Annotated in this window: 20 protein-coding genes and 1 pseudogene; 7 read left to right on the forward strand and 14 right to left on the reverse strand. The window is 42.6% G+C overall.

What is annotated here, in order from left to right; translation table 11 throughout:
• Positions 1-2: 2 nt before the first annotated feature.
• From IPJ09_02515 to IPJ09_02540, 6 genes are all read left to right on the forward strand, one after another.
• Entirely contained in the window at positions 3-677 is a 675-nt protein-coding gene (locus IPJ09_02515) for an FKBP-type peptidyl-prolyl cis-trans isomerase (protein ID MBK7370314.1), read from the forward strand.
• Between the two features lie 9 nt (positions 678-686).
• Complete coding sequence (trmD, locus tag IPJ09_02520) at positions 687-1,367, forward strand: tRNA (guanosine(37)-N1)-methyltransferase TrmD (protein ID MBK7370315.1); 681 nt, start codon at positions 687-689, stop codon at positions 1,365-1,367.
• A 49-nt stretch (positions 1,368-1,416) separates the two neighbouring features.
• A complete protein-coding gene (locus IPJ09_02525) occupies positions 1,417-1,989 on the forward strand; it encodes a pentapeptide repeat-containing protein (GenBank protein MBK7370316.1) in 573 nt (190 codons plus the stop codon).
• 97 nt (positions 1,990-2,086) lie between these two features.
• Complete coding sequence (locus tag IPJ09_02530; GenBank protein ID MBK7370317.1) at positions 2,087-3,070, forward strand: phytanoyl-CoA dioxygenase family protein; 984 nt, start codon at positions 2,087-2,089, stop codon at positions 3,068-3,070.
• Between the two features lie 63 nt (positions 3,071-3,133).
• Positions 3,134-3,949 (forward strand): aldo/keto reductase, encoded by an 816-nt coding sequence (locus IPJ09_02535; protein MBK7370318.1) that lies wholly within the window; start codon positions 3,134-3,136, stop codon positions 3,947-3,949.
• Positions 3,950-4,016: 67 nt separating this feature from the next.
• Positions 4,017-4,790, forward strand: coding sequence for an SDR family oxidoreductase (locus IPJ09_02540; GenBank protein ID MBK7370319.1), 774 nt, complete (start codon positions 4,017-4,019; stop codon positions 4,788-4,790).
• 24 nt (positions 4,791-4,814) lie between these two features.
• Here the strand turns inward: IPJ09_02540 and IPJ09_02545 are convergent.
• The 14 genes and pseudogenes from IPJ09_02545 to IPJ09_02610 all read right to left on the reverse strand — a co-directional run bounded on the left by IPJ09_02545 (position 4,815) and on the right by IPJ09_02610 (position 24,719).
• Positions 4,815-5,923 (reverse strand): annotated as a pseudogene (locus IPJ09_02545) (VIT1/CCC1 transporter family protein).
• Between the two features lie 61 nt (positions 5,924-5,984).
• Positions 5,985-6,992 (reverse strand): dihydroorotate dehydrogenase-like protein, encoded by a 1,008-nt coding sequence (locus IPJ09_02550; protein MBK7370320.1) that lies wholly within the window; start codon positions 6,990-6,992, stop codon positions 5,985-5,987.
• Positions 6,993-7,070: 78 nt separating this feature from the next.
• Positions 7,071-10,646, reverse strand: a complete 3,576-nt coding sequence (nifJ, locus tag IPJ09_02555; protein ID MBK7370321.1) for a pyruvate:ferredoxin (flavodoxin) oxidoreductase — start codon at positions 10,644-10,646, stop codon at positions 7,071-7,073.
• Entirely contained in the window at positions 10,646-12,283 is a 1,638-nt protein-coding gene (locus tag IPJ09_02560) for an NAD(P)-binding protein (protein MBK7370322.1), read from the reverse strand. Before IPJ09_02560 ends, nifJ begins: the two co-directional genes overlap by 1 nt.
• A 54-nt stretch (positions 12,284-12,337) precedes the next feature.
• Positions 12,338-15,094, reverse strand: a complete 2,757-nt coding sequence (locus IPJ09_02565) for a pyruvate, phosphate dikinase (protein MBK7370323.1) — start codon at positions 15,092-15,094, stop codon at positions 12,338-12,340.
• A gap of 174 nt (positions 15,095-15,268) precedes the next feature.
• A complete protein-coding gene (locus IPJ09_02570) occupies positions 15,269-16,030 on the reverse strand; it encodes a hypothetical protein (GenBank protein ID MBK7370324.1) in 762 nt (253 codons plus the stop codon).
• A gap of 39 nt (positions 16,031-16,069) precedes the next feature.
• Positions 16,070-16,444: a hypothetical protein gene (locus tag IPJ09_02575; protein ID MBK7370325.1), complete on the reverse strand. Its 375-nt coding sequence runs from the start codon at positions 16,442-16,444 to the stop codon at positions 16,070-16,072.
• A gap of 12 nt (positions 16,445-16,456) precedes the next feature.
• Positions 16,457-19,387, reverse strand: a complete 2,931-nt coding sequence (locus IPJ09_02580; GenBank protein MBK7370326.1) for a glycoside hydrolase — start codon at positions 19,385-19,387, stop codon at positions 16,457-16,459.
• A 281-nt stretch (positions 19,388-19,668) separates the two neighbouring features.
• Positions 19,669-20,937, reverse strand: coding sequence for an HlyC/CorC family transporter (locus IPJ09_02585; protein ID MBK7370327.1), 1,269 nt, complete (start codon positions 20,935-20,937; stop codon positions 19,669-19,671).
• 50 nt (positions 20,938-20,987) lie between these two features.
• Complete coding sequence (locus IPJ09_02590; GenBank protein ID MBK7370328.1) at positions 20,988-21,848, reverse strand: fumarylacetoacetate hydrolase family protein; 861 nt, start codon at positions 21,846-21,848, stop codon at positions 20,988-20,990.
• Between the two features lie 35 nt (positions 21,849-21,883).
• Complete coding sequence (locus IPJ09_02595) at positions 21,884-22,657, reverse strand: glucose 1-dehydrogenase (protein MBK7370329.1); 774 nt, start codon at positions 22,655-22,657, stop codon at positions 21,884-21,886.
• Positions 22,658-22,698: 41 nt separating this feature from the next.
• Positions 22,699-23,028 carry an L-rhamnose mutarotase gene (locus IPJ09_02600; GenBank protein MBK7370330.1) on the reverse strand — a complete coding sequence of 110 codons (330 nt, stop codon included), beginning with the start codon at positions 23,026-23,028 and terminating at the stop codon, positions 22,699-22,701.
• A 69-nt stretch (positions 23,029-23,097) separates the two neighbouring features.
• On the reverse strand, positions 23,098-23,886 hold the full coding sequence (locus IPJ09_02605; protein MBK7370331.1) for an SDR family oxidoreductase: 789 nt from the start codon (positions 23,884-23,886) through the stop codon (positions 23,098-23,100).
• Complete coding sequence (locus IPJ09_02610; protein MBK7370332.1) at positions 23,877-24,719, reverse strand: amidohydrolase family protein; 843 nt, start codon at positions 24,717-24,719, stop codon at positions 23,877-23,879. The genes IPJ09_02605 and IPJ09_02610 overlap by 10 nt, the downstream gene beginning before the upstream one ends.
• 88 nt (positions 24,720-24,807) lie before the next feature.
• Here IPJ09_02610 and IPJ09_02615 point away from each other — a divergent pair, with 88 nt between their 5' ends.
• A complete protein-coding gene (locus tag IPJ09_02615) occupies positions 24,808-26,394 on the forward strand; it encodes a peptidase dimerization domain-containing protein (protein MBK7370333.1) in 1,587 nt (528 codons plus the stop codon).
• The last annotated feature ends 13 nt before the right edge of the window (positions 26,395-26,407 follow it).

A 26,407-nucleotide genomic window follows, 5' to 3' on the forward strand; every position in this document is an offset into this window, starting at 1 on the left:
ACATGAAATCAATTTTTTCGATTGTATTTACTTTATTAATCATTATTACATCTCAAGCACAAGACATGACTGTAAAAAAAGACACCGTAGTCAATGACACCCTATCATATGCCCTTGGCAACCTGGTAGGCACTAGCTTAAAAAGCCAGGGCTTCAACGAATTAAACATTGATGATCTCTCCAAAGGTATATTGCATGCTATCGTTGGTTTATCCACCATAGACCTGGGTAAATGCAATGAAATCGTTCAGGGTTATGTAGCTGCCAAACAACAGGCAGAATATGGTCCCATTAAAGAAGCAGGCGAAAAATTTCTGGAAGAAAACCTTAAGCGGGCTAACGTAAATGTCACCAAATCCGGTCTACAATATGAAATTCTCAAACAAGGTTCGGGCCGTAAAGCAGGACCAGCTGATAGTGTGACTGTTCATTACGAAGGCAAACTGATAGATGGCGTGATATTTGACAGCTCGATCAAACGAGGAGAACCAATCGTATTGATGACCAATCAAGTGATTGCCGGATGGACTGAAGCGCTTCAGTTGATGAATGAAGGCTCAAAGTATAGACTCTATATCCCATATTACTTAGCTTATGGAGAAAACGGAGCCGGTCAACAGATTCCTCCTTTTTCTGCACTCATCTTTGATGTCGAACTGATCAAAGTAGGCTCATAACTTTTTATCATGAGGATAGATATCATAGCAGTGCTTCCTCATTTTTTTGACAGCGTATTTGACAATGCTATCTATCGCCGTGCTATATCAGCTAATCTTATAAAAGTCCAGGTCCATGATCTTCGTGATTATGGACTTGGTACTTACAAACAAATTGATGATTATGCCTATGGGGGTAGCGCAGGGATGGTGATTATGCCCGAACCATTGGCCAATTGTATTGAAAACCTTACAGTGCAATATAGCTATGACGACATCATCTACCTCAGCCCTGATGGGGAAGTTTTTGACCAACAAATAGCCAATAAACTATCTCTCAAGACCAATATCATGTTGGTCTGTGGGCATTATAAGGGTATAGATCAGCGCATCAGGGACAAATATATCACCCGCGAAATTTCCATTGGTGACTATGTCCTTTCCGGAGGTGAAATAGCAGCCACTGTATTGACAGACGCCATACTTCGCCTCATACCCGGTGTAATGGGGGACGAGTCGTCCGCCTTATCAGATTCTCATCAGGATGGTTTATTGGCTCCTCCTGTCTATACCCGACCTGCAGATTTTAGAGGTATGAAAGTGCCCGATATCTTGCTCAGTGGCAATGATAAGAAAATTGAGGAATGGAAACACGAGGAAGCAATAAACCGGACTAAAATGAGACGGCCTGATCTTTGGAATAAAGTATAAGATTAATTCACCGACGGAAGGAAAAATTCAACTTTCAAAATCATTGAAGATGGCCAGCACCAATCATGTCACTGAAACTTTTGAAAAAATAGACTTCACAGAAAAACCCCTCCCAAGAGGTGAATATGAAGAATGCATTTTCCTTCAATGTAATTTTTCTGACTCTGATCTATCCAATATCCATTTTTATGATTGTAGTTTTAGAGGTTGTAACCTAAGCCTCGCCGCTTTATCTAATAATACCATGAGCGATGTGAAGTTTAGAGATTGTAAACTATTAGGATTGCATTTTGAACTATGTAATCCGATCATGTTTTCCGTCAGTTTTGAAAAATGTATACTAAATCTTTCTTCATTCTATAACTTGAAAATGAAGAAAACCATTTTTTTGGAATGTAGTTTGAGGGAGTGTGATTTTACTGGTGCCGACCTGAGCCAGGCGGTCTTCGATCATAGTGATCTGCTCGGTGCCAGGTTTGATAGCACTACCCTTGAAAAAGCAGATCTTCGATGGGCCAAAAACTTTGCTATTGATCCGGAAATGAATAAAATAACCAAGGCCAAATTTTCAAAAGAAGGGGTCATGGGTTTGCTCTATAAATGGGATATTGTGATAGAATAGTTAAATATATTGGGATAGGTCGCAGTCTAAGGCCATGTAGTTTGATTTGAATTCATTAATTTCATTTCCTGTTTTTTAACTTCTATAAATGAAAGCAATGACTTCTGAAAATAAAACAATGGCTAACACGATGATGCCTAATAATAATCATGCGGACATTCCGGGCAATCCATCTACTGCTACCAGTAGCAAGATTGCGCTTAATAATCGAAGCAATGGACAACCACTACGAGTGTTGTCCGAAGATGATTGGACCTTTTGGTTACACAATGGATATGTAGTAATAAAAAATGCTGTGCCGCGGGATCAGGCTTTAGCCACTGCCAGGTTTGTCTGGGAGTTTGAAGATAAAGATCCGAAGGATATGAGCACCTGGTACACTGCTCCTCGTGCTGAAATGCAAATGAAAGAGCTCACCAATACCGGCATGGTAGAGGTGTATAATAATCAGCACCTGTGGAATAATCGTCAAATGCCGAAAGTATATGATGCTTTTGTAGATATCTGGGGCACTGAAAAATTATGGGTCACCATTGATCGGGCCAACCTTAATTTTCCGCTAAGACCTGGTTTCGAATATAAAGCATTTATTCATTGGGATTATGACCCGGAGACCCATCCACAGAATGTGCAGGGGGTCCTGGCCCTTGCCGATCAGACGGATGAAAATATGGGGGGATTCCAATGTATCCCTGAGCTTTATAGAAATTACGATAGCTGGAAACTCACTCAACCTGAAGATCGGGACCGATTCAAACCGGATATCACCGAGTTTAAGGATAAGATTGTAAAAGTAAAATTAGAGGCGGGCGATCTCTTAATTTTTAATAGCACGACCCCACATGGTATCCGGGCTAATAATTCGGCTGACAAAGTTAGAGTCGCACAATACATTTCTATGATGCCGGCTGAAGAAGATCATGAAGCGCTTCGTCAATGGCGGATCAACTCCTGGCGAGATAGAATAGCTCCGGAAGGGTATGCTTTTCCAGGTGATCCACGAAATTGGGAACAAACCAGGTACGGCACCGCAGAATTATCTGATCTTGGTAAAAAATTATTAGGATTGGATAAATGGTAATGCTCTTTTTCCAGTTTAACTTCCAGTGAATCAGATATCCCTTACCACTCTATAAAAAATAGGATGAATATAACTACCACCCTAAATAATGGATCGATGATGCCATTGCTAGGCCTTGGGTGTTGGGATATGTGGGGCAGGGAAGCGCAGGTATCAGTGGAAGCTGCGATCAATATTGGTTATCGACTCATAGATACTGCTTCGATGTATGGCAATGAGCCTGAGGTTGGGACTGGTATTTCCCATTCAGGGATTGCTCGTGAAGAGATTTTTATCACCACTAAAGTCAATAATGCTGATCAAGGCTTTGATGAAACATTAAGGGCCTATGACGAATCTTGCAAGAAACTAAAGTTGGATTATGTCGATTTGTATTTAATTCATTGGCCACTCAAACGGACGCGCAAACAAACATGGAAAGCGCTTGAAAAAATTTACCTCGATGGCAGGGTAAAATCGATCGGAGTATGCAATTATCTTTCTCCATTTTTGGGAGAGATAGATACATATCTCGATATAGTCCCCGCGGTAAATCAATGTGAGTTTTATCCATACTTATATGATCAGAAACTGTTACAGGCATGTACTTCCAGAGGCATTGTGCTTCAAGCCTGGTCTCCGCTGTTGAGGGGCAAGCGGTTTGCAGATCCTAAACTCATCCAGATCGCAGCAAAATATCACAAGACGCCTGCGCAAATGCTCCTCAGATGGGCACTCGATCATGGCATATCTACCATCCCCAAGTCCTCTTCTGTATATAGGTTGAAAGAAAATTTTGATGTTTTTGATTTTACCATTTCATCCGAAGATCTACATGCTATGGATCAATTTGATGAAAATTATAGGATGTCGGGAGAAGATCCGATGAAGCTTTGGTGAAGCTGGGAGAAAAAATATTTCAAATTCAAAATCAAATTCAAAATTCAAAATCAAGTTTTTTTAAAAAATGTCAATTAATAAAAAAGTGGTCATAGTCACCGGAGGCGCACGTGGTATAGGCCTTGCCATTGTGCATAGATTTATTAAAGAAGACTATGCAGTAGCTATTTTGGACAAAGATGAGCTCACCTTACAGGAAACCATGGCTCAGTGGCACGATAAGATTGAGGTGCTTGGAGTGGTTTGTGATGTGTCTGATGAAAAACTTGTTTATGAAAGTATTGACAAGGTCATAGCTCATTACGGTCGGATAGATGCTTTGATTAACAATGCAGGGATAGCCATATTCAAACCAGCCATCGAACTCACTTTTGATGAATGGTCTATGGTATTGGCCACTAATCTGAATGGTCCTTTTTTATGCACACAAGCTTGCATCCCACATATGCTGACAGTGGGTCAGGCTGCTGTAGTCAATATAGCCAGCATCTCCGGGGTGCGGGCTAGTACACTTCGCATCGCTTACGGGACCAGCAAGGCGGCCCTGATGCATCTCACCAAGCAACAAGCTGTAGAATACGGTGATAAAGGCATACGAATAAATGCTGTAGCCCCGGGACCGGTCCCGACAGAGATGTCCGTGCAAGTACACTCAACGGACATCAAAAAAGCTTATATGAATGCAATACCTTTAGCCAGATTTGGCACGGCGGACGAAATCGCCAATGTCGTCTATTTTCTATGTAGCGAGGAGGCCAGATATATCAATGGACAAATCATAGCCGTTGACGGAGGATTTGATGCTGCAGGGGTGGGATTGGAGGCGTTACGGCAATCGTAAGGCTAAATAAATAGCAATCAAGGCTCAGTCAAGTGTGACTCCGATCAATGATCCTATTCCATAAGTAATAGCGGCTGCCATCACACCAAAGATCACTTGTCTGAATCCTGAGTACCAAATACTTTTTCCAGTAAAAATAGTGATCGCACTTCCGATAAAAAACAAGCCTATTGAGGTAAGTCCGATAGCCCAAATGATTGCTTTGGGACCAGAGCTCAACATAAAGGGCACGACAGGTATGATAGCGCCTATTGCAAATAAAATAAAAGATGCGATTGCTGCCGTCCAGGCAGATCCTTCTAATTCATCTTGTTGAATGCCTAATTCTTCCTGGATCAAAATTTCTTTAGCAGTGCTGGTAGATGAAAAAGCTTTTGAGGCTAACTCCAGGGCTTGATTCTCTTCTATTCCTTTGGACATATAGATCAATTGGAGTTCTTTTGTTCCAATTCAGGATGCATTTCAAGTTCATCTATTTCAAGTTGCATCTGCCTTTCATATAATTCTTGTGAGCTTTTGACCGATATCCATTCACCCAATGCCATTGAAAGAGCGCCGGCTAATAAACCAGCTACTCCGGCTAACAATACCCCTTGACCGCCATTGGTCGCGCCAGCCATACCCATCACTAAACTAGCATTAGATATAAGTCCATCATTGGCACCTAATACTGCTGCGCGCAAAGCATTACCTCCAATGGTTTTGTGCCTCCGTCCCTCCAGCATTGTCAGCTTGGCTCCGGATACTTTTCCTTGCCTTTTGACAAGGTTGTCAAGGATAGTAGTATGGTTGTCTTCCTTCCCACTGATGGGTATAGAAAAATGTGTTTTTAATTTTTTCTGTTTGAAAGCCAACGACTTTTCTGTCTGCATCAAGGTGTCTAAAACATATTCATAACCAAATACTTTGCCTATTCGGTGTACAACTTTGGCGCGCCATGAAGGTAATAAAAGGTCTAATCTATCCGCCTGGATGGAGTGGTTGATAGAGGAAGCATGCTGTGCCTCAATGATGGCCATTTCGTGAAATATTTTTTTGATAGAGGGGTCAGTTTCTACTTTCTCCAATTGATAGTATAGGTAAGCAGCATCTACTTCTGTTTGACTATTTTCTGCAGAGGTAAACTTTTTCATATTTTTTAAGAATGAAGGTGTGAGTTATCTATCATAGGTTTAAAAACAACTTGTTTACTTATTATTTGATATTCCTAAGATTCTTGTTTTCCAATATTTTGATATAATTACTTCGTTCGTAAGCAGTGGGATCAGATACATGCTCCTGGCTCATCGATCCTCTGAATGCATCCATGGATTTAAAGCCCATTTCGCGCATATACCATTTTAGGTCATCGAGAATATCTTTGATCCACGGTATACCATGCCGGTAAAGTGCAGAAGCACACATAGCTACATCTGCGCCAGCGAGAATATATTTGATCAATTCTTTGGCTCCATGTACCCCTGTTGTGGCAGCCAGCGAGACTGGAATCCTGCCATGCAGTATAGCGATCCATAACAAGGGTAGTCGGATCTCTGAGGGGTGGCTGAATTCAAGATTGGGTATCACTGAAAGATTATCGATATCAAAATCTGGTTGATAAAACCGGTTAAACAACACGAGCGCATCCGCTCCGGATTGCTGCAATTGATTGGCCATATGACCCAGCGCTGAAAAATATGGATTTAACTTTACGGCGATCGGTATTTTTACAGTTTTACGAATCAACTGTACGATATCCAAATACCTTTTTTCTACTTCTGCATTGGTGATATTAATGTCGGCAGGTATAAAGTATACATTGATCTCCAGTCCGTCAGCGCCTGCTCTTTCGATATCGAGGGCATACTCCGTCCAACCGTGGGGCGTGATCCCATTGAGACTGGCTATAATAGGAATGTCAGTACGCTCCTTGGCTTGCCTGATGATTTCAAGGTACTGAGAAGTATCTACTGCATATTCATCCAAATCAGGAAAGAAGTCAGCGGCTTCAGCAAATGCATTGGTCGTAGACCTCAACACTTGTTCGAGTTTGTGTGCATCCTGTTTGATCTGCTCTTCGAAAAGAGAAAACAAGACGACGGCACCGGCGCCGGCATCTTCCATTTTGAGGATATTGTCCACTTTTTCAGACAAGGGATTGGCAGAAACTACCAGGGGCGATTTTAAATGCAATCCCATATATCGGGAGGTTATATCAAGCATGTATATTAAGTTTGATGCAATCCGAGGATTGTAGGTTTTTTAATTTGATATTACATTGACTGAACATGAGCGTACAGATTACAAAACTGGCTGAAAATCATGGGCTCCATATCCTGCCATGTCTTCATAGGTTTTCCAGCGTAGGTCTACAATCTCCTGGGCGAGAACCATAAGTTTTTCTGCTTCTTTAGGTTGAGTTTGAGTGAGTACTTTGTACCTCAATTCGTTGTAAGCATAATCTCTAAATGGCATGGTGGGCCGTGGAGAATCAAGGATAAATGGATTTCTATTATTTTTTCTCAAAACAGGATTGTATCTGATCAATGGCCAATAACCACTGGATACTGCTTTTTGCTGTTGATTCAATCCATCCTCCATATTGATGCCATGAGCAATACAATGACTATATGCCAGTACTAGCGACGGACCATCATATGCTTCAGCTTCTCGCATGGCTAACAAAGTCTGTTGAGGATTGGCACCCATGGCTACCTGGGCTACATATACATTGCCATAAGAGATGGCCTGCATCGCCAGGTCTTTTTTGCCTACTCTTTTACCGGCAGCTGCAAACTTAGCTGTGGCAGCAGTAGGCGTAGCTTTCGACATCTGGCCTCCAGTATTTGAATACACTTCCGTATCCAGTACCAATACATTGATATTGCGTCCGCTAGCCAGGGCGTGATCCAAACCACCCGACCCTATGTCGTAGGCCCATCCATCACCTCCAATCAGCCAAACACTTCTTTTAATGAGTTGGTCTACCACTGACATCAAGTGCTTAGCATCCAGATCATTGATATTTCTGAGCAATGCCTTTAGTCTGGAGATTCGATGTCTTTGAGCTTCTATTTCACTTTCGTGATGTTGTTTGCTATCTATTAATTCAGTGACAAAATCTTCGCCTAATTTGGGTGCGAGCCTTTGGAGTAATTGGTGGGCAATCGCTAATTGTTTATCGGTGGTCAATCGCATCCCGAGGCCAAACTCTGCATTGTCTTCGAATAAGGAATTTGACCATGCCGGACCTTTGCCCTGGGCATTGGTCGTCCAGGGAGTGGTAGGCAGATTGCCCCCATAGATTGAAGAACAGCCGGTCGCATTGGCCACCAATAGGCGATCGCCAAAAAGTTGAGTTAGTACTTTGATGTAAGGGGTCTCGCCGCAGCCTGCGCATGCACCTGAAAACTCAAACAAGGGTTGTAAAAACTGGACTCCATGTACCGTGGAGAAATTGACACCTGCTCTTTCATTTTCCGGCAATTTTTCAAAGTATCCGATGTTAGTTTTTTCTATTTCGATGATTGCATCTTTTGGTTTTAAGTTGATCGCCTTTTTGTCCCGGTCCTTTCTATCCGTCACCGGACATACTTCGAAACAAAGATTGCACCCGGTACAATCTTCAAGATATACCTGCAAAGTATACCTGGTCTCCGGGTAGCCTCTTGCATTGATCGGAGCGGATTTAAATCCGTCTGGAGCCTTAGCCAGATATTTTTCATTGTAAAATTTTGATCTGATCACACTATGAGGGCAGACAAAACTGCAATTGCCGCATTGAATACAAATATCTGGCTCCCAGACGGCTATGATATCGGAGATGTTTCGTTTTTCATATTTGGTCGTGCCACTAGGATATGTCCCGTCGACGGGCAGTGCACTGACAGGTATTTCATCGCCATGACCTTGCATCATCATCTGGGTCACAGTCCTCACAAATTCGGGAGCATCCTGGGAGATTGGTTGTGATGGTTTAAAAACAGCAGTGGTATGCTCAGGAATGGTGACTTTGAATAAATTTTCAAGGGTTTGATCTACCGCTTTAAAATTTTGTTCTACTACTTTGGGACCTTTTTTGAAGTAAGATTTTTCAATAGCTTTTTTAATCTGTGCGATAGCCTGATCAGGGGGCAATACACCGGACAGAGCAAAGAAACAAGTCTGCATAATGGTGTTGATCCTGCCTGCCATACCTGTCTGCCTGGCCACCGAGGTCGCATCGATGACGAAAAGATTAAGGTTTTTGTGCAGGATAGTTTGCTGGATATTCAATGGTAGTTGATCCCAGATCTCGTCCTTATCATACGGGCTGTTGAGTAATAAGGTTGCATTGGGTTTTGCCTGACCCAGGACATCTTCTTTACTCAGGAAATTAAATTGATGGCAAGCAATGAAATCCGCACTCGAAATCAAATAGGGCGCGTGAATCGGGTTTTTGGAAAATCTCAAATGCGAAACTGTTTTAGCTCCGGATTTTTTTGAATCATACACAAAATATCCCTGGGCAAAAAGGTCAGTATTTTCACCAATGATCTTTATAGTGTTTTTATTAGCTCCGACAGTTCCATCTGCACCAAGGCCAAAAAACAAAGCCTGGGTCCATTCACTTTCATCCAAAGTAAAATATGGATCTACCATCAGACTGGTATGACCTACATCATCCAGGATACCTACGGTAAAATGGTTCTTTGGTGTCTCAGCGCTCAATTCATCAAAGACTGCCTTGATCATGGCAGGAGTGACTTCTTTGGATGAGAGCCCATAACGGCCCCCGATGATGGTGGGCATTTGCGTTATACTGCCTGCTGCATAGGCCTCAGCAAAGCTGACGATTACATCCTGGTACATAGGTTCGCCGGAGGCACCAGGTTCTTTGGTTCTATCCAATACAGCTATTTTTTTAACTGTATTGGGAATAGCAGCTAAAAATGCTTCGGTAGGGAAGGGGCGGTACAAAGTGATCTGAATGACTCCTGTTTTTTCGCCATATTTTTCAAGAAACAATGCAGTCTCGATAGCTGTATCGGCACCTGAGCCCATAATGACGATGATTTTGGTTGCATCCTCTGGCCCATGGTATTTCACTGGAGCATATTGTCTGCCAGTGAGATTATAAAATTTGAGCATTTCTTCACTGAGTATGCCAGGGACCTTTGTGTAATATGGATTGACTGTCTCTCTGCCTTGAAAATATACATCCGGATTTTGAGCCGTCCCCCTAATAAATGGATGATCGGGATTAAGCCCTCTCGATCGATGAGCAAATACCAGGTCGTCATCGATCATGGCCCGGATCTCCTCTTCTGTCAACAAAGTGATTTTATTCACCTCATGCGAAGTCCTGAAACCATCAAAGAAATGGATAAAAGGCACCCTGGCCTTCAAAGTGGTAGCCTGTGAGATAAGAGCCATGTCATGTGCCTCTTGTACGTTGGACGAAGCTAACAAAGCAAAACCAGTCGTACGGGCAGCCATAACATCCTGGTGGTCACCAAAGATGGACAATCCCTGGGCAGCCAAAGACCTGGCAGCCACATGAATCACAGCGGAGGTAAGCTCACCGGCTATCTTATACATATTGGGAAGCATCAGCATCAATCCCTGAGAAGCGGTATAGGTAGTGGTCAATGAACCAGTTTGCAGGGCTCCGTGTACGGTGCCTGCGGCCCCACCTTCACTCTGCATTTCTATGACCTCAGGTATATTACCCCAGATATTTTTAATTCCTTTTGATGCCCACTCATCTGCAAACTCTGCCATAGTAGAAGAGGGAGTAATAGGGTAGATGGCACATACTTCATTTACTCGATAAGCTACATATACTGCAGCTTCATTGCCGTCGATTGTAGCGACTTTATGTTTTTTATCTTCCATCATATTATTTTTAGATCAGGTATCATATCTATGGCATGGCAAGGGCATTGCTCAAAACATACACCGCATCCAGTGCACAGATTGTAATTAAATCTATATCTCCTTCCTGGCCCCAGCTTGATGATGGCGTCTTCCGGACATGCTCCAAAACATCCATCGCATTCAAAACAATTGCCGCAAGAAAGACATCGCTGTGCTTCGTATTGAGCTTGTGTAGCAGTGAGGCCTGATACGATCTCATCAAATCCGGTGATAGCATCCTTTGAAGTGATATGGTCTTGATGACTGACAGGCGCTTGTGTCTTGAACCAAACTTGCAGCTGTTCGATAGTTACGATCGGATTGTTATTTTGTTTTGAGTAAATGGTATTGTTTAACCAGGCATCAATATTTTTAGCCGCTTTTTTGCCATGTCCTGTTGCGATGGTCACCGTACGCTGACTGGGTACCATATCTCCTCCAGCGAATATGCCAGCATGACCGGTCATCATCGTTTGATCTACCTCTACTGTGCCATCATCTTTGAGTTGGATGCCGTCGATATTTCTCAAAAAATCAGTATCGGTGTCTTGACCCAGGGCCAATATCAGCGAATCAGCCTCCAGCGTCTCAAAAATGCCGGTAGGGATAGGCTTACCATCAACGATTTCCATTTGTTCGATGGTGATGGAGCCTGTATCCAGATTTTTTATGGTACTCAACCAATGGATTTTGATCCCCTCACTCAGCGCTTCATCTGCTTCAAATTGGTGTGCAGGCATGTGCTCTCGGTCTCTTCTGTAGATGATCAGTGCCTCCTCAACTCCTAGCCTTTTAGCTATCCTCGCGGCGTCCATAGCCGTATTGCCGCCTCCATAGATGGCTACTTTGCGCCCAAGGTGAGGTTTAAAACCCAATTCTACTTCTTTGAGGAAACTGACAGCATCCAGGATTTTGCCTGCTTCGCGGGCCGGGATATCTGTTTTTTTGCCGATATGTGCTCCGATAGCGATAAACACTGCATCAAAGCCGCCCCGCATTTTTTCTTCCAGAACATCATTGACTTTGTAATTTAGCTTTATATCGACCCCGAGATCTTCTATTCTTTTAATCTCAGCTCTCAATATATTCCTCGGCAGTCGATAAGCAGGGATACCAAAGTTCATCATACCTCCAGCTACCGGGCCTGCCTCATAGATGGCTACCTCGTGACCCAATCGGGACAAGTGATATGCAGAAGACAAACCACTAGGTCCTGCACCTATAATCAAAACTTTTTTCCCCGTTTTGTGCCTGGGTTTTGGAAAAGACCAATTTTCCTTGATAGCCATATCTCCCAAAAACCTTTCAACTGCATGAATGCTCACGGGTGAATCCATAGACGCTCGATTGCAATCGGATTCACATGGATGATAGCAGACTCTACCATGGATGGCTGCCATCGGATTGTCTTCAGTCAGTTTCAACCAGGCTTCTTTATGCTGACCTGCCTGGGCAAGACTGAGCCAGGCCTGAATATTTTCCCCTGCAGGGCAAGCATGGTTGCAGGGAGGGAGAAAATCGGTATAAACCGGCATCTTACTCCTGCTAGGTCCTGTACCTGATGCATGGTCACGAAGATCAGTCTTGGGAGTAAGGTCTGTTTTTAAATTAGCCATATCATTGCTTTTCATTGGACATTATCCAATTCGATTCAAAAAATGGGTGAATTATCATTTTGATTTTTTATCATCTTCCAGTGCTGCATGGGCTGCTGCCAGCCTTGCAATTGGCACTCTAAATGGGGAGCAGCTCACATAATTCATCCCGATACGATGGCAAAACTTGACACTCTCCGGATCCCCACCATGTTCGCCACAAATACCCACTTTTAAGTTTGGCTTGGTTGCCCTACCCATCCGCGTTCCGGTTTTGATCAACTCACCGACTCCATCTTGATCTATGGTCTGGAAGGGGTCTTCTTTGAGTATTTTTTGATCGAGATAATTTGGCAGAAATCCACCTATGTCATCCCTGCTAAATCCAAAACTCATTTGAGTCAAATCATTGGTTCCGAAGCTGAAAAAATCTGAAGCTTCCGCCATTCTCCCTGCTTTAATTGCTGCGCGGGGAGTTTCTATCATCGTGCCATACAAATAAGGGATTTTCTTTATTTTTTTTGCTGCACATACTTCTTTGTACACCCGGTCTACGATGACTTTTTGATGTATGAGCTCATTGACAGTGACTGTGACAGGAATCATGATCTCAGGCAGTGCTTTTTTGCCGGCATTGATCAGCTCTGCAGCAGCTTCAAAAATGGCCCTGACTTGCATTTCGGTTATTTCTGGATAGCTGATACCCAACCTTACACCACGGTGACCTAGCATAGGATTGTTTTCATGTAAGGCCAGTACACGACGACGCAAAAGTCCAAGACTGATGCCAAGCTCTTTGCTGAGTTCTTTGAGTTTTTCTGTATCGTGTGGTACAAATTCGTGAAGAGGAGGATCGAGCAGGCGTATGGTCACCGGGTGGCCTTGCATCACCTTCAAGGTGTCTTTAATATCTTTTTTGACAAATTTAAATAACTCATTAAGAGCGGATTTTCGCTCTTTTTCGGTTTTGCTTACAATCATTTTTCTTAAAAGGAATAGTGGTTGCTCGCTACCTGAGCCATAAAACATGTGTTCGGTTCGAAACAAGCCTATTCCTTCAGCTCCAAATTTGAGCCCCTGGGCAGCGTCATGGGGAGTTTCGGCATTGGTACGCACGCCGAGAGTTTTGGTTTTATCGACCAGTTTCATCAGGTTTTTATAAGATTCGTTTTTATCGAGGTCTATATCTACCAGGGGCAAACTACCTTCATAGACTAATCCTTTAGTACCATTGAGCGTGATCCAGTCACCTTCTTTGAGGATCTTTCCTTTATTGGTCTTGAGAGTTTTGGATTCATGGTGGATTTCGATATCCCCACATCCTACAATGCAGCATTTTCCCCAGCCTCTTGCGACCAAAGCTGCATGCGAGGTCATACCCCCTTTTATGGTCAGAATAGCCTGAGATTTGTGCATACCGTCTACATCCTCAGGCGATGTTTCTTCACGCACCAGAATCACCTTTTCACCTTTATGGGCCCATTCTACCGCTTCCTGGGAGGTAAAAACTATCCTGCCTTTGGCACCACCAGGTCCGGCGGGCAGTCCTTTGGCGATATTAGGCGTGATGAGCTCTACTTTTGGATCAAGCATAGGCAAAAGCAATTCAACCAGTTGATTAGGTGCGACCCTCAAAATGGCTGTACGTGAGTCAATTAGGCGCTGCTTATGCATCTCGGTAGCCATACGGACTGCTGCCACCCCGTTTCTTTTTCCAACCCTGCATTGGAGCATATATAACTTGCCTTTTTCGATCGTAAACTCAATGTCCTGCATGTCTTTGTAATGGTTTTCCAACCGATGTTGATACTGATCGAGCTCTTTATACAAGGCAGGCATAAATTTTTCCAACGTGGTATGTTGCTGGCTTTGAGCATTTTTAGAGTATTCATTGATAGGAGATGGCGTACGGCTACCAGATACTACATCTTCTCCCTGGGCATTGACCAGGTATTCACCATAAAATTTGTTTTCGCCTGAACCAGGATTACGTGTAAAAGCTACTCCTGTGCAGCTATCATTACCCATATTTCCAAATACCATGGCTTGAACATTGACAGCGGTGCCCCATTCATTGGGGATTTTCTCGATGCGTCGGTATTCTATTGCCCGTTTACCATTCCAACTGCTAAAGACTGCGCCAATACTACCCCATAGCTGTTGGAAGGGATCTTCTGGAAATGGCTTGCCAAGCACTTTGATAATTGTTTTTTTATATTCTTCGATCAATGATTTTAATTCTAGGGCAGTCAATTCAGTATCGCTGCTATATCCCCGCTGTTTTTTGATTGATTCTAATTGTTCATCAAGCATTTTTCGAATGCCTTTACCACTGATTTCAATCCCTGAAGCTTTTTCCATGACCACATCCGCATACATCATAATCAGTCGCCTGTATGCGTCATATGCAAACCGGGGCTCGCCTCCATGCGCGATGAGGCCTTCAATTGTTTTTTCATTGAGTCCAATATTGAGTACCGTTTCCATCATGCCGGGCATGGACTTTCGGGCACCAGATCGCACTGACAGTAATAATGGATTTTTTTCATCACCAAATATTTTGCCGGTGATTTTTTCAATTTTTGTCAAAGCACCTTTGACCTGCGCCTGGAGCTCGGCAGGATAAGTCTTTTTATGGTCATAATAATAAGTACATACTTCGGTAGTAACGGTGAAGCCAGGGGGTACTGGTAACCTGAGATTTGGGTGCCCGGCCATCTCGGCCAGATTTGCCCCTTTGCCTCCTAAAAGGTTCTTCATCGATTCATTGCCATCCGCTTTATTTGCGCCAAAGAAGTAAACGTACTTGTGAGGTTTGGTATTTCGTGCCATTTTGTAATTAATTTATTGAAATACATAGGTAGGCACTATTCATTTTGCTTCGCAAAACCAAAGTCAGCATAGATGTTGATTTTCATCAGGCTTGTTCTTCTGATAAAACTATTAAGTAAAAAGCAATTGAAAACAATAGTGAACGATGGTCTCAGAAAGATTCCATCTCTGAGCCTATTGTTTTAATCTTAGTAACCGCACGATTATGGAAGTTAATGGTCTGGACCCTTTCATTTCGGGAGTAGGATCGCCGAGTTTGATTAGTATCAATGTATCTGAGTGATTACTCCACGAAAAAAAGTCAAAAACATTTTCGTCTTTTTCCAGCATGATTAACTTTGTTGGCTCCACTGATTCTGATAGACAATCTCCCGCATAACATAGTTGATATCGTTCGTAAATTTCCCAACCGTATATTTTGCCTTCATTGGAAAATTTTATATAAGAGCCTTCTTCTCCCGGATGGTCTATATTCCTATAATTTCCTGAAATAGCAGATTTGTTAAAATAAAAATCAAAAGTCTTTTCAGGATCCAACACCATAAGTACCCTGCTATATGTCGAAGGGGTAGTCATCCCGGTAAAAACAGTGTCAAATAAAATTAAATGCTGGTCATCTGGCAGACTAAAGGTAAAGTCTCTCATCTGATTATTTAATCTAAAGGCTGATTTGAGCAAATATTCAGACCCTTTCTTTTCCGTTTTAAGGCTGAACATTTCTATCCCATTGTTTATAAAAGCTTTTCCGGTGGAATCAAATATTAACTGTGGGCAATAAAATGGAATCTCATGATAAGGGAATGAATTAAGATTATCCAGCAGCGTTTGATTGATGAAAGTGCCAGTCAGGGAGCGTTGAGATGAAGGCTGGTTAGATTTACATCGATATAGACTTACCAGGGAGATGACGAGCAAAAAGTTTATTATGAATTTCATTTATGTGGGAGTATTCGACGGTAAAAATAGTCTAAAATGTCATTTGCGTATAAATAGGACGATACAATATCCTATAGCGAGCAATATCGTTTCGCCCATCCCGAGCAAATAAATCATACCGGCTCCTGGTCCCTGAGGCACGATGGCTTGGGCCCAGGTATTAAAAAAAAGATGGCCCAAAATAACCGAACTCAAAAATATTCTCATTCGAATAAATGGAGCATTCCCTTTAAAGTATACAAGTGTAAGATAGATCATGGCGAAAATTATTATTGGCCATGCCCAGGTCAGGGTTTCTAGCTGATCATTATACTTACCGGCTGATTGGTTATTAATCCTTGACATCATACACGCTATGAAGATGCTCATTAGCCAAATGATCTCCGGACCTATCCATTGAAACCTTGATTTCAATTTTTAATCTATTTATCTGGCTCTTTGTTGTATTGATTCCGAAGTAGCATCGAGTAGCCCGATCGCTTGAATTAATTGTTCAGTAGGTCTTGCTTCTGTAGATTGCAGAATATTCAGTAAATACAGATATTTAGTCTGGAGCCCTACTATAGTCTCCTGATCGTCTGGTACAGCAGTGATGCTGCTATAAATCAGGTCAGGAAGTTCGGCTTCGCCTTCTCCTCGGATATTTTGCAACACCTGCTTTTGGTCTTGCCCGACTTGTTTGAGCCTGCGATCAATATTTTCTTTAAGTGATTGAAGTTGATTATACTTCTGATGACAATGCATAGACCATTCTGTCTGAGTTAATAAGTCAGCCGAAGAGATACTCACCCGGGGGTCTAATAGAATGTTTATTTTTTGAGTGATTGATAGACCATCTACGATCAACTTGATGGTATAAATTCCTGGATGGACATAGGGACCCATTGGGCTGGTTGGGGTCTTGTGATTTACAGCTGCGATGGTCAATTCACGTGAGATTCCCACTGGCGGCTCTATGTGTAAATCCCAGATCCACCGATGGTGTCCAGCCTGAGTTGACAATCCTTTCCAGGGTTTGACCCAATAATCCGGGTAGGGTAGGTGATCGCCCAATTTTTCTTTTAGATCCTCGCTGCTATATCGTCGCACAGTTTGATCCATCGGATCCAGGATTTCAAGTGAAACCCGGGTACAGTTGGATGGAAGGTAATAATCTATCATGGCACCATCCGGCGGGTTTTGACCTGCAGGTTCTTCCGGTGGAAAAGGAGTATCATGAAACATATTATCTCTGATTCTGTACGCAGTAGGGGAAGTAAACAGATATGGTTTGGCTGTAGCCAGGCTTGAAGCCATCTCTCTCAAGGGAACTGTATTGTCCAGGATCCAGATAGATCTGCCGTGAGTACCTACTACCAGATCATTATCCTTGATCACCAGATCCCGGATAGAAGTCGGAGGCATATTATTTTTGAGTGATTGCCAATGAGCACCATCATCAATAGTAAAGTAAACTTCTCGTTCTGTACCCGCATACAACAATCCTGGTTGTTTTGGGTCCTCACGCACCACATTGACCGAATTGCCATTTAAGCTGATTCCATTGACAACCACCGACCAGGACTTACCACCATCATGCGTCTTATATATATGAGGTGTAAGATCATCTTTACGTAACGAATTGACAGCAATATAGGCCGTCATTTTATCAAAGTGACCAGCGTCTATTTGCGATATTTTGTCCCAGGCTTGTATTCCGGGAGGTGTCACATCGCTCCAGTGTGAACCACCGTCAGAAGTCATATGCACCAGGCCATCATCCGTGCCGGCCCAAATAGTTCCAGCATGAATGGGGCTGGCGGAGACAGCATATATCACTCCACGACGACGCATATTGTTTAATTCAGGAGTTCTGAAATCACCGATATTAGTTGGTACATCCGTTTTTTCGCGAGTGAGGTCCGGACTGATGATCTTCCAATGCTGACCTTCATCTATGGTTTTCCACAAAACACTGGTGGCAAACAATAAGGTATGGGGCTCCGCAGGATGAAAGAGCAGCGGCATAGATCTGAGCACGCGATATTTACCAGAACGCAAAGCTTCAGGTGCTACATTTTTAGATTGACCTGTTTTCTTATCCCATCGAATGAGTTTACCTCCATATATAATGTCAGAATTGAGCGGATCAGCAGCCACATAGGCATACTCGTCAGCTCCCACTCCTATCCAATCTCTAATTGAAATCTGTCCTCCGGAGCCCCTGCTTAGCACCCCGATAGCTCCACTTTCCTGTTGCCCGCCATATACCCAGTAAGGAAATTGGTTGTCTGTTGAGATATGATATAATTGTGCTGTAGGCTGGTTGTACCAGGAGGACCAGGTCTGACCTGCGTTGACAGTGATGGTAGCACCCTGATCTGCTGCAAATAGCATGATGTCCGGATGAAGTGGATTGATCCAAATTCTATGATAGTCATCCCCTCCCGGAGCGCCTTTCAATGAAAACCAGTTGAGCCCTCCATCATTTGATTGATAACTCGCCGTATTGGCTATATATACTTTATTGGGATCTTTTGGATGGACCCTGATTTCAGCAAAATCGCTGCCTCGCCCCCATAACCTGGTTTGGTCATTGATTTTTAACCAATTTTCTCCGGCGTCCATACTTTTATATATACCACCATTGATTCCGGCATCTACCGTGGCATAAATAATTTTAGGGTTGCTTTGAGAAATTCCTATTCCGATACGACCTAAACTTTCTTTGGCACCAGGCAACCCCTTTGTGAGTTGCTTCCAGGTGTTGCCACCATCTATCGATTTATATAGGCCGCTGTTTTTGCCTGAAAATGTCCCATTTTCCCAAGGTCCTTCGCGGTGTTCCCAAAGATCAGCATAAATTGTTTTGGGATTGAGGGGATCGAATTCGACCTGGATAGCTCCTGTATTTTGATCTAGATATAATACTTTTTTCCATGATTTACCACCATCAGTAGTGCGAAAAATGCCTCTTTCTTCATTAGCACCATATGGATGCCCCAGTCCAGCTACGAAAACAATGTTAGGATCTGTTGGATGGATGATGATGCGACCTACCTGCTGTATATCAGGAAGTCCGATGAAAGACCAGTTTTGGCCCCCATCAGTAGATTTGAATATACCATCACCTGTACTTAAATCAGGACGATGAAGGCCTTCTCCTGAGCCCACATAGATGATCTCTGGTTTGATAGGCGATACGGCGATATCTCCCACCGACCCTGTAGGTGCTTTATCAAAAATAGGTCGCCAGGTACGCCCGTAATCGTCAGTTTTCCAAACCCCACCATTGTTAACACCAATAAAAAATACATTTGGTTGCGTAGGAATGCCTACGGCACCTACTGTCCGACCCGCCCTAAATGGTCCAATCATGCGATATTCTAGCTCTTGGTAAGCTGCAGATGGTACTGTTTGAGAAAAGGTAAATCCCAAAAAGGCAGTCAATATTATAAAACAAGATGTCAGTCGAATCATAAGGTATGAGTTTAGCCCATAAAGCTAAGTCATACCTACATGATTGGAGTGTTTTTCCTATCCAGATTTTTTAATTAAGGCCACTTAAACTTTGTTTAGCTTTGTGGCCACACTGATTCAAGTCATCTGCAATTACAAACAAACTTGATCAAAAGATAAGAGGAAAATAAAAATAAATCCTATATTTTCTTGACCAATAGTTTATCGATTTTGGCGCCATCCATGTCGATCACTTCAAGCTCAAAATCCTTCCATTGTATTTTTTCACCTTGTTTAGGGATATGCTTTAATTGATGTAGTAAAAGACCTCCAAGCGTATTAAATTCAAAATCTGGCGCCAGCTCGTCGAGTCCAAAATAATGAAGAAAATCAGCAAATGGGTAATGGCCATCGATCAGCCAGCTACCATCTTCTCTTTCGTCAAAAGCAAATTCATTTTCATAAAAATCATCGGCTCCTCCGACCAGGGCCTCAAGTAAATCATTCATGGTGACCATGCCTTGCACCTGTCCATATTCGTCTGTAACGATGCCAAAATGGATTTTAGTGTCTTTAAATTGTTGCAATGCTTTGTATGCACTGGTGTTCTCTATCAGATACTTAGGTTCCTTAAGGTAATCATTTAGTTTAAAGTGGTCATCATCTATATGAGTGAACAGATCTTTCAGAAATACAACGCCTTTGACACTGTCTTTATCACCATCCATCACCGGATAAACGGAGTGTAGCTCATCACTTACTTGTTTGCGTACAGCATCGGCAGTATCATTGGTATCTAGAAAAACGATCTCATTACGATGAGTCATCAAAGACGAAATTTTGCGATCTCCCAAATGAAAGACTCTTTCCACTATGTCTTGCTCGATTTCCTGTACTTCACCGCCTTCTGTGCCTTCCTGGATGATTTGTCTGATCTCTTCTTCTGTTACTTTACTGTCAGAGGTCGTCTTTATTCTAAAAAACTGGATGAATAAGTCGCCGGTGTGGGTCAATAACCATACAAACGGGGAAGTGATAGAAGCCAAAGCTTTCATCGGCCTGGCCATTATTTTGGAGATTTTTTCGGGATAAGCCAGCCCTATCCTCTTTGGGATCAATTCTCCAAAAACCAATGAGAAAAAAGTGATACAGATTACTACCACAGCAATTGCTATCGTGTGGGCATAATGTTCTAATGCAGGAATTTGTTCTAATTTTAATTGAAAAGGGTCTGTGATATTTTCACCACTATAGATACCCATCAAGATGCCAATAAGGGTTATCCCAATCTGGACCGTAGATAAAAATTTATTGGGTGAAAGGGCAGTATCCAGCGCTATTCTGGCATTTTGATCGCCACGTTTGGCAGATGACTCCAGTCTGCTTTTGCGTGCGGAGACCAAGGCTATCTCTGACATAGAGAATACACCATTTAACAAAATCAAGAAAAACAGTATTAAAATCTCCATGCTTTACTCAAATCGTGAAAACGGGATAGGGCATATTTTGTGACACAATTTCACGGCAATAATACAACATTCCTTGCTATTTGCCTAGATGACCCTAAAAGATCTACACCTATCTCAATGATATCTCCTTGATGCACAAATCTTTGTGGGTTTCTACCCATACCTACGCCAAAGGGTGTACCTGTACTGATCACATCTCCTGGCAATAAGCTCATAAACTGACTAAGGTAGTGTACCAGGAATCTTATATTATAAACCATGTCTGCAGTGGTTGAATTTTGGACCATTTCACCATTAAGTTTGGTCCATAATGTCAGATTTTGAGGGTCTGGCATCTCATCCGAAGTAAGGATAAAAGGGCCGAGAGGGGCAAAATGATCACAACTCTTACCTTTGACCCATTGACCTCCACGCTCTAATTGATATGCACGCTCACTATAATCATTGTGCAGACAATAGCCAAAAATATACTCGTCTACCTGTTCCAAAGGTATGTAAGAGCCTTTTTTGCCAATGATAAATGCCAGCTCGACTTCGTAATCTGTTTTTATTGAACCCGGAGGTATCAAAACATCATCATTAGGCCCGCAGATCGAACTAGTCGATTTAAAGAATATGACTGGCTCTTTTGGGATCTCTGCTCCAGTCTCCTTGGCATGCTGTGCATAATTGAGACCAATACAGATCAGCTTGGATGGTCGCGCTAACGGAGGACCGAGCCTCGTAGACGGATCGACCTCTACAAAATCAGCCCCACTATCGACATAATCCTTTAACTCCTGTATTTGACCTGAGGTAAAAAATGACTCATCATAATCCGGTATCACATCACTAACATCTATATATCTTCCGTCAGATAATATCAATCCTGGCTTTTCCAGGTCCGTTGGTCCAAATCGAATCAGTTTCATATTGCAGATTTTCTATTTATTGGTTTAATGTATTTTCAAGAGTTTAAAGTGATAAAACCTCCGTCTATCGGAAAGTCGGTGCCTGTCACAAAGGCTGACTCATCGCTACACAAGTACAAGGCCAGGTGTGCAATCTCTTCAGGTGCTCCCATGCGGCCTATGGGTTGGGTTTTTGCGAGCTGTTCGAAGATTTCTTTTTCTTTGCCGGGATAAGTTTTGGCTATGTATCCATCCACAAAAGGGGTATGCACTCTTCCAGGGCTTATGCTGTTGCATCGTATCCCGTGACGGACATAATCTTTAGCCACAGAGCGGGTCATAGCCAATACAGCTCCTTTGGAAACTGAATATGCAAAGCGCTCACTGATGCCTACCGAACCTGCAACTGAAGCTATATTAAGGATATTACCTTTGTTTCGCTCGACCATATATGGTATAACGGCGTTGATCATGTGAAAATATCCTTTTACATTGATATCCTGTACTTTATCATACTCCTGAGGGGTAGTGCTTTGAGCGGTCCCAATATGTCCTATGCCGGCATTATTGATGAGGATGTCAATCGGACGATGAGCTTCGATAGATTGAATAGTGTCAATGATCAAAGTCAGGTCAGTGACATCAATCTCGTAGGCCTCTGCCTGACCACCCGATAGTTTGATTTGATTGACAGTAGATTCGGCAGCCTGCATATTGGCATCAAAAATAAATACATAGGCTCCCTGGGAGGCTAATACCATAGCTATAGATTGGCCTATGCCGCTACCAGCTCCGGTGATCACTACATTTTTTTTATTCAGATCAAACATTTAGACAAATATTGAATATTTTTTTAGAAAGTGTTGATCGCTTATAACTTAAATACAAGCTTAGCAGGCATCCATTTGGAGCCTGGTGGAAGGCCTGGCAGTCCTTCCTGATAGTTCCACATGAGTTCCTCCCATTCCTGTACTCTGGGATTGTTTTTATCCAAAATCATTTTTTTCTCAAAACTAAAAGATTCATCACCCTCGACGACCATAAAAAGCCTGTTGAGTACTCTGTATATTTCCATTTCCAGTATGCCGGAATCTCTAAGACTTTGTAAAATATCGGGCCATACAGCTTCATGATATTTTTCGTATTCAGAGATAATTTCAGGATCATTTTTGAGGTCCAGAGCAAAACAATTACGCGCCATATATTTTAAGATTGATGTTTTAATATAGTATTCCTCAACCGAATCGGTCCTCATAAATTGAATGAGGTATTATGATTGGGTCAGAGCTCGGTCGAGGTGAGTATAACCACCATCCACAAACACGTGCTGACCGGTGATATGAGAGGCCCTCGGAGATAATAAAAATACTGCCATGTCCGCTATCTCCTGAGGAGTGGTAAATCTTTTTTCAAATGGAATTTGAGATGCAATGAGTTCTTTTTTAGCTTGAGGATCAGGAAAAGTGCCTACCCACCATTCATAGAGCGGAGTCCAGACTTCTGCCGGTACCAAAGCATTGACCCGAATGCTGTATTTTAATAATTCTGCTGCCCAATCCCTGGTCAGTCCGAGGATCCCGGCTTTGGCACATACATACCCCGAGGTACCTCCTTGTCCGGTGATAGCAGTCTTTGAACTGGTGTTGAGTATAGTCCCTTTTGATGCTTTTAGATGAGGCAGACATAGATAGGCCATATTGTAATAATGCATCAGGTTTTTTTGCAGACTCATCTCGAAAGCTTCCGGATTGCCATGTTCAAGACCTATGTTGTCATTGATGCCAGCATTATTAAGCAATCCATCTAACCGTCCGAAATGTTTGACAGTGAGATTGACACCGTCCATACATTGATCAAATTCTGTAAGGTCTGTTTTGAGAAAAATAGAATGACCACCTGCTTCTTTGAGTTCTTGCATCAGCAGCATTCCAGCTTTATCATCTTTGTCCATGATCACGGGAATGGCTTGCTCCGCAACGAGTGTATGGGCTATAGCTCTACCGATGCCTTTTGCCCCTCCTGTGATGAGGAAGACTTTTTGTTGTATACCTAAATCCATGATACATCTAAATTATAAAATTGAATGGCATTTTTATAGAATATCTTTTTTTGTTGTTCTGCAGAGAATTCACCAAAATAAGTCTTGGCAATATCAAGTACATTTTTATAGCTGCCGGCTAAGAGACACACCGGCCAATCTGAACCATACATCAACCTGTCTGCCCCGAAGACTTCTGTCACGGTGTCAAGAGCTGGTGTAAAATCAGTATACTGCCATTTTTTCCAATCGGCTTCTGTCACCATCCCGGAGATTTTGCAGTATACGTTAGGCAGATCATGAAAGTTGGCCATAAGTTCACTCCAATTGTCAAATTGATGTTGACGGATCGCTGGTTTAGCTAGGTGGTCAATGATAAATTTTTGCTGCGGAAACTTTTTTGCCAAATGATATGCAGTAAATAAGTGTTTTGGATAAATCAGAATATCATAAGTGAGATTCAAAGGGGCTAATAAGTTCATACCATGTAGAAAAGTGCTTTGCTCCATGAAACCATCTTCCTCACCTTGCAAAACCATCCTTACCCCTTTAAATTTTTCAAATTGAGCATAGTACTCAAGTCTTTGGAGTACATTTGGATTACACAAATCAACCCAACCAACTACTCCTTTGATAAAATCATGGTCAGTGGCAAGTTTTAACAGAGTATTCGTTTCCACCTCCGATGATAATGCTTGCACGGCTATACAGGCATCAATACCATTGTGCTCATAGATGGGTTTTAAGTCGTTAGGGAAAAAATCTTGCTTGAGAGCTGGCATACTATCATCTATCCAATCGTAATCCGCCTCATTGTATTTCCAGAAATGCTGGTGACTATCTATTATATGCATACAGTACTTATATGCGAATGTAAGCAATAGTTGGTAGTATACCTTTGCATCATTTTTTTTAATTAAGTTTGTCAAAACTTTTTTCTTTATGATCAGAATTCTGCTCTCAATAGTAGTGCTCTATACATTTCTGCCATTAGGTGCCCAAAAACCGCTGACCCAGGTCAAAATAGAAGCATTAAAAAAGGAAGTACAGGACAAGATCAATGGGCAACAAAAAATGGCTCAGGTGATGGTAGATAAAATATTCAGCTTTGCTGAACTAGGTTTCCAGGAAGTAGAAACTTCCAACTATATCTGCAACATTTTAGAAAAAAATGGATTTGAAGTGACCAAAGGAATTTCTGGAGTACCGACAGCCTGGTGGGCTAAATGGGGTAGTGGACATCCTATCATTGCCATTGGATCTGATCTCGATTGTATACCCAAAGCTTCTCAAAAACCGGGTGTGGCCTTTCATGATCCTATCGTCGAAGGCGCTCCAGGTCATGGAGAAGGTCATAACAGTGGCGTGCCGCTTAACATCCTTAGTGTATTGTCGGTCAAGGAAGTTATGCAAAGAGAAAAAATGTCGGGAACATTAATCTTATGGCCTGGTGTGGCTGAAGAATTGGTTGCCACTAAAGCTTTTTACACCCGCGATGGATATTTTGACTCGGTAGACTTATGCATTTTCACTCATGTCAATAACAACTTGTCCGTATCCTATGGTCAGGCGCAAGGCACTGGCCTGATCTCTGTGGAATATGAATTTGAAGGTGAAGCTGCCCACGCCGGCATGGCTCCCTGGAGAGGACGGAGTGCCGCCGATGCTGTGGAATTGATGAGTATTGGGTGGCAATATCAAAGAGAGCATTTGGACCCCCTTCAAAGGTCACATTCTGTCATCACCAATGGAGGGGATCAGCCCAATGTAGTTCCTTCAAAAGCATCTATCTGGTATTATTTTAGACATATTACCTATCCTCAGATCATGAATCTGTACGAAAAAGCCAATCGTATAGCGGACGGAGCAGCAATGATGACAGGCACTAAAGTGAGCCATAAAATATTAGGCTCTGCCTGGCCCAGGCATTTTAATCAACCTATGGCAGAACTCGCTTATCAAAACATAAAAAAAGTGGGCCTGCCTTCCTGGACTGACCAAGATCAGGCTATGGCGAAAGCATTGCAGGTCGAAGTTGGATCTCCGCAAAAGGATGGCCTCGCTATTAAACTGGATACGCTGGAAGCACCTAAAAGCAATCCTGTCAGCGGAGGTTCGGACGATATTGGCGATATATCCTGGAAGTTACCTACTATCACCCTGGGGTATCCATCTAATATACCCGGATTGCAAGGTCATCACTGGTCCAATGCCGTAGCGATGGCTACCCCAGTAGCCCATAAAGGCGTGGTCGCAGGTGCAAAAGTAGAAGCGATGACCCTTTTAGATATACTGACTACACCCAATTTTACTCAAAAGGCCTGGGATTATTTTCGCAATGAGCAGGGTATGGAAATAAAATACACACCAATGGTAGGTAAAGAAGACAAACCCGCCATCTATCTCAATAAAGAAATCATGGATACCTACAGACCCCAGCTCAAGCCCTATTATTATGATGAGACAAAATATAGCAGCTACCTGGAGCAACTGGGCATCAAATACCCCACTATTAAGTCCAAGTCTTAGTCACCGGCACTTA

Source organism: Saprospiraceae bacterium (assembly GCA_016709995.1).
In the GTDB taxonomy this organism is placed as follows: domain Bacteria; phylum Bacteroidota; class Bacteroidia; order Chitinophagales; family Saprospiraceae; genus JADJLQ01.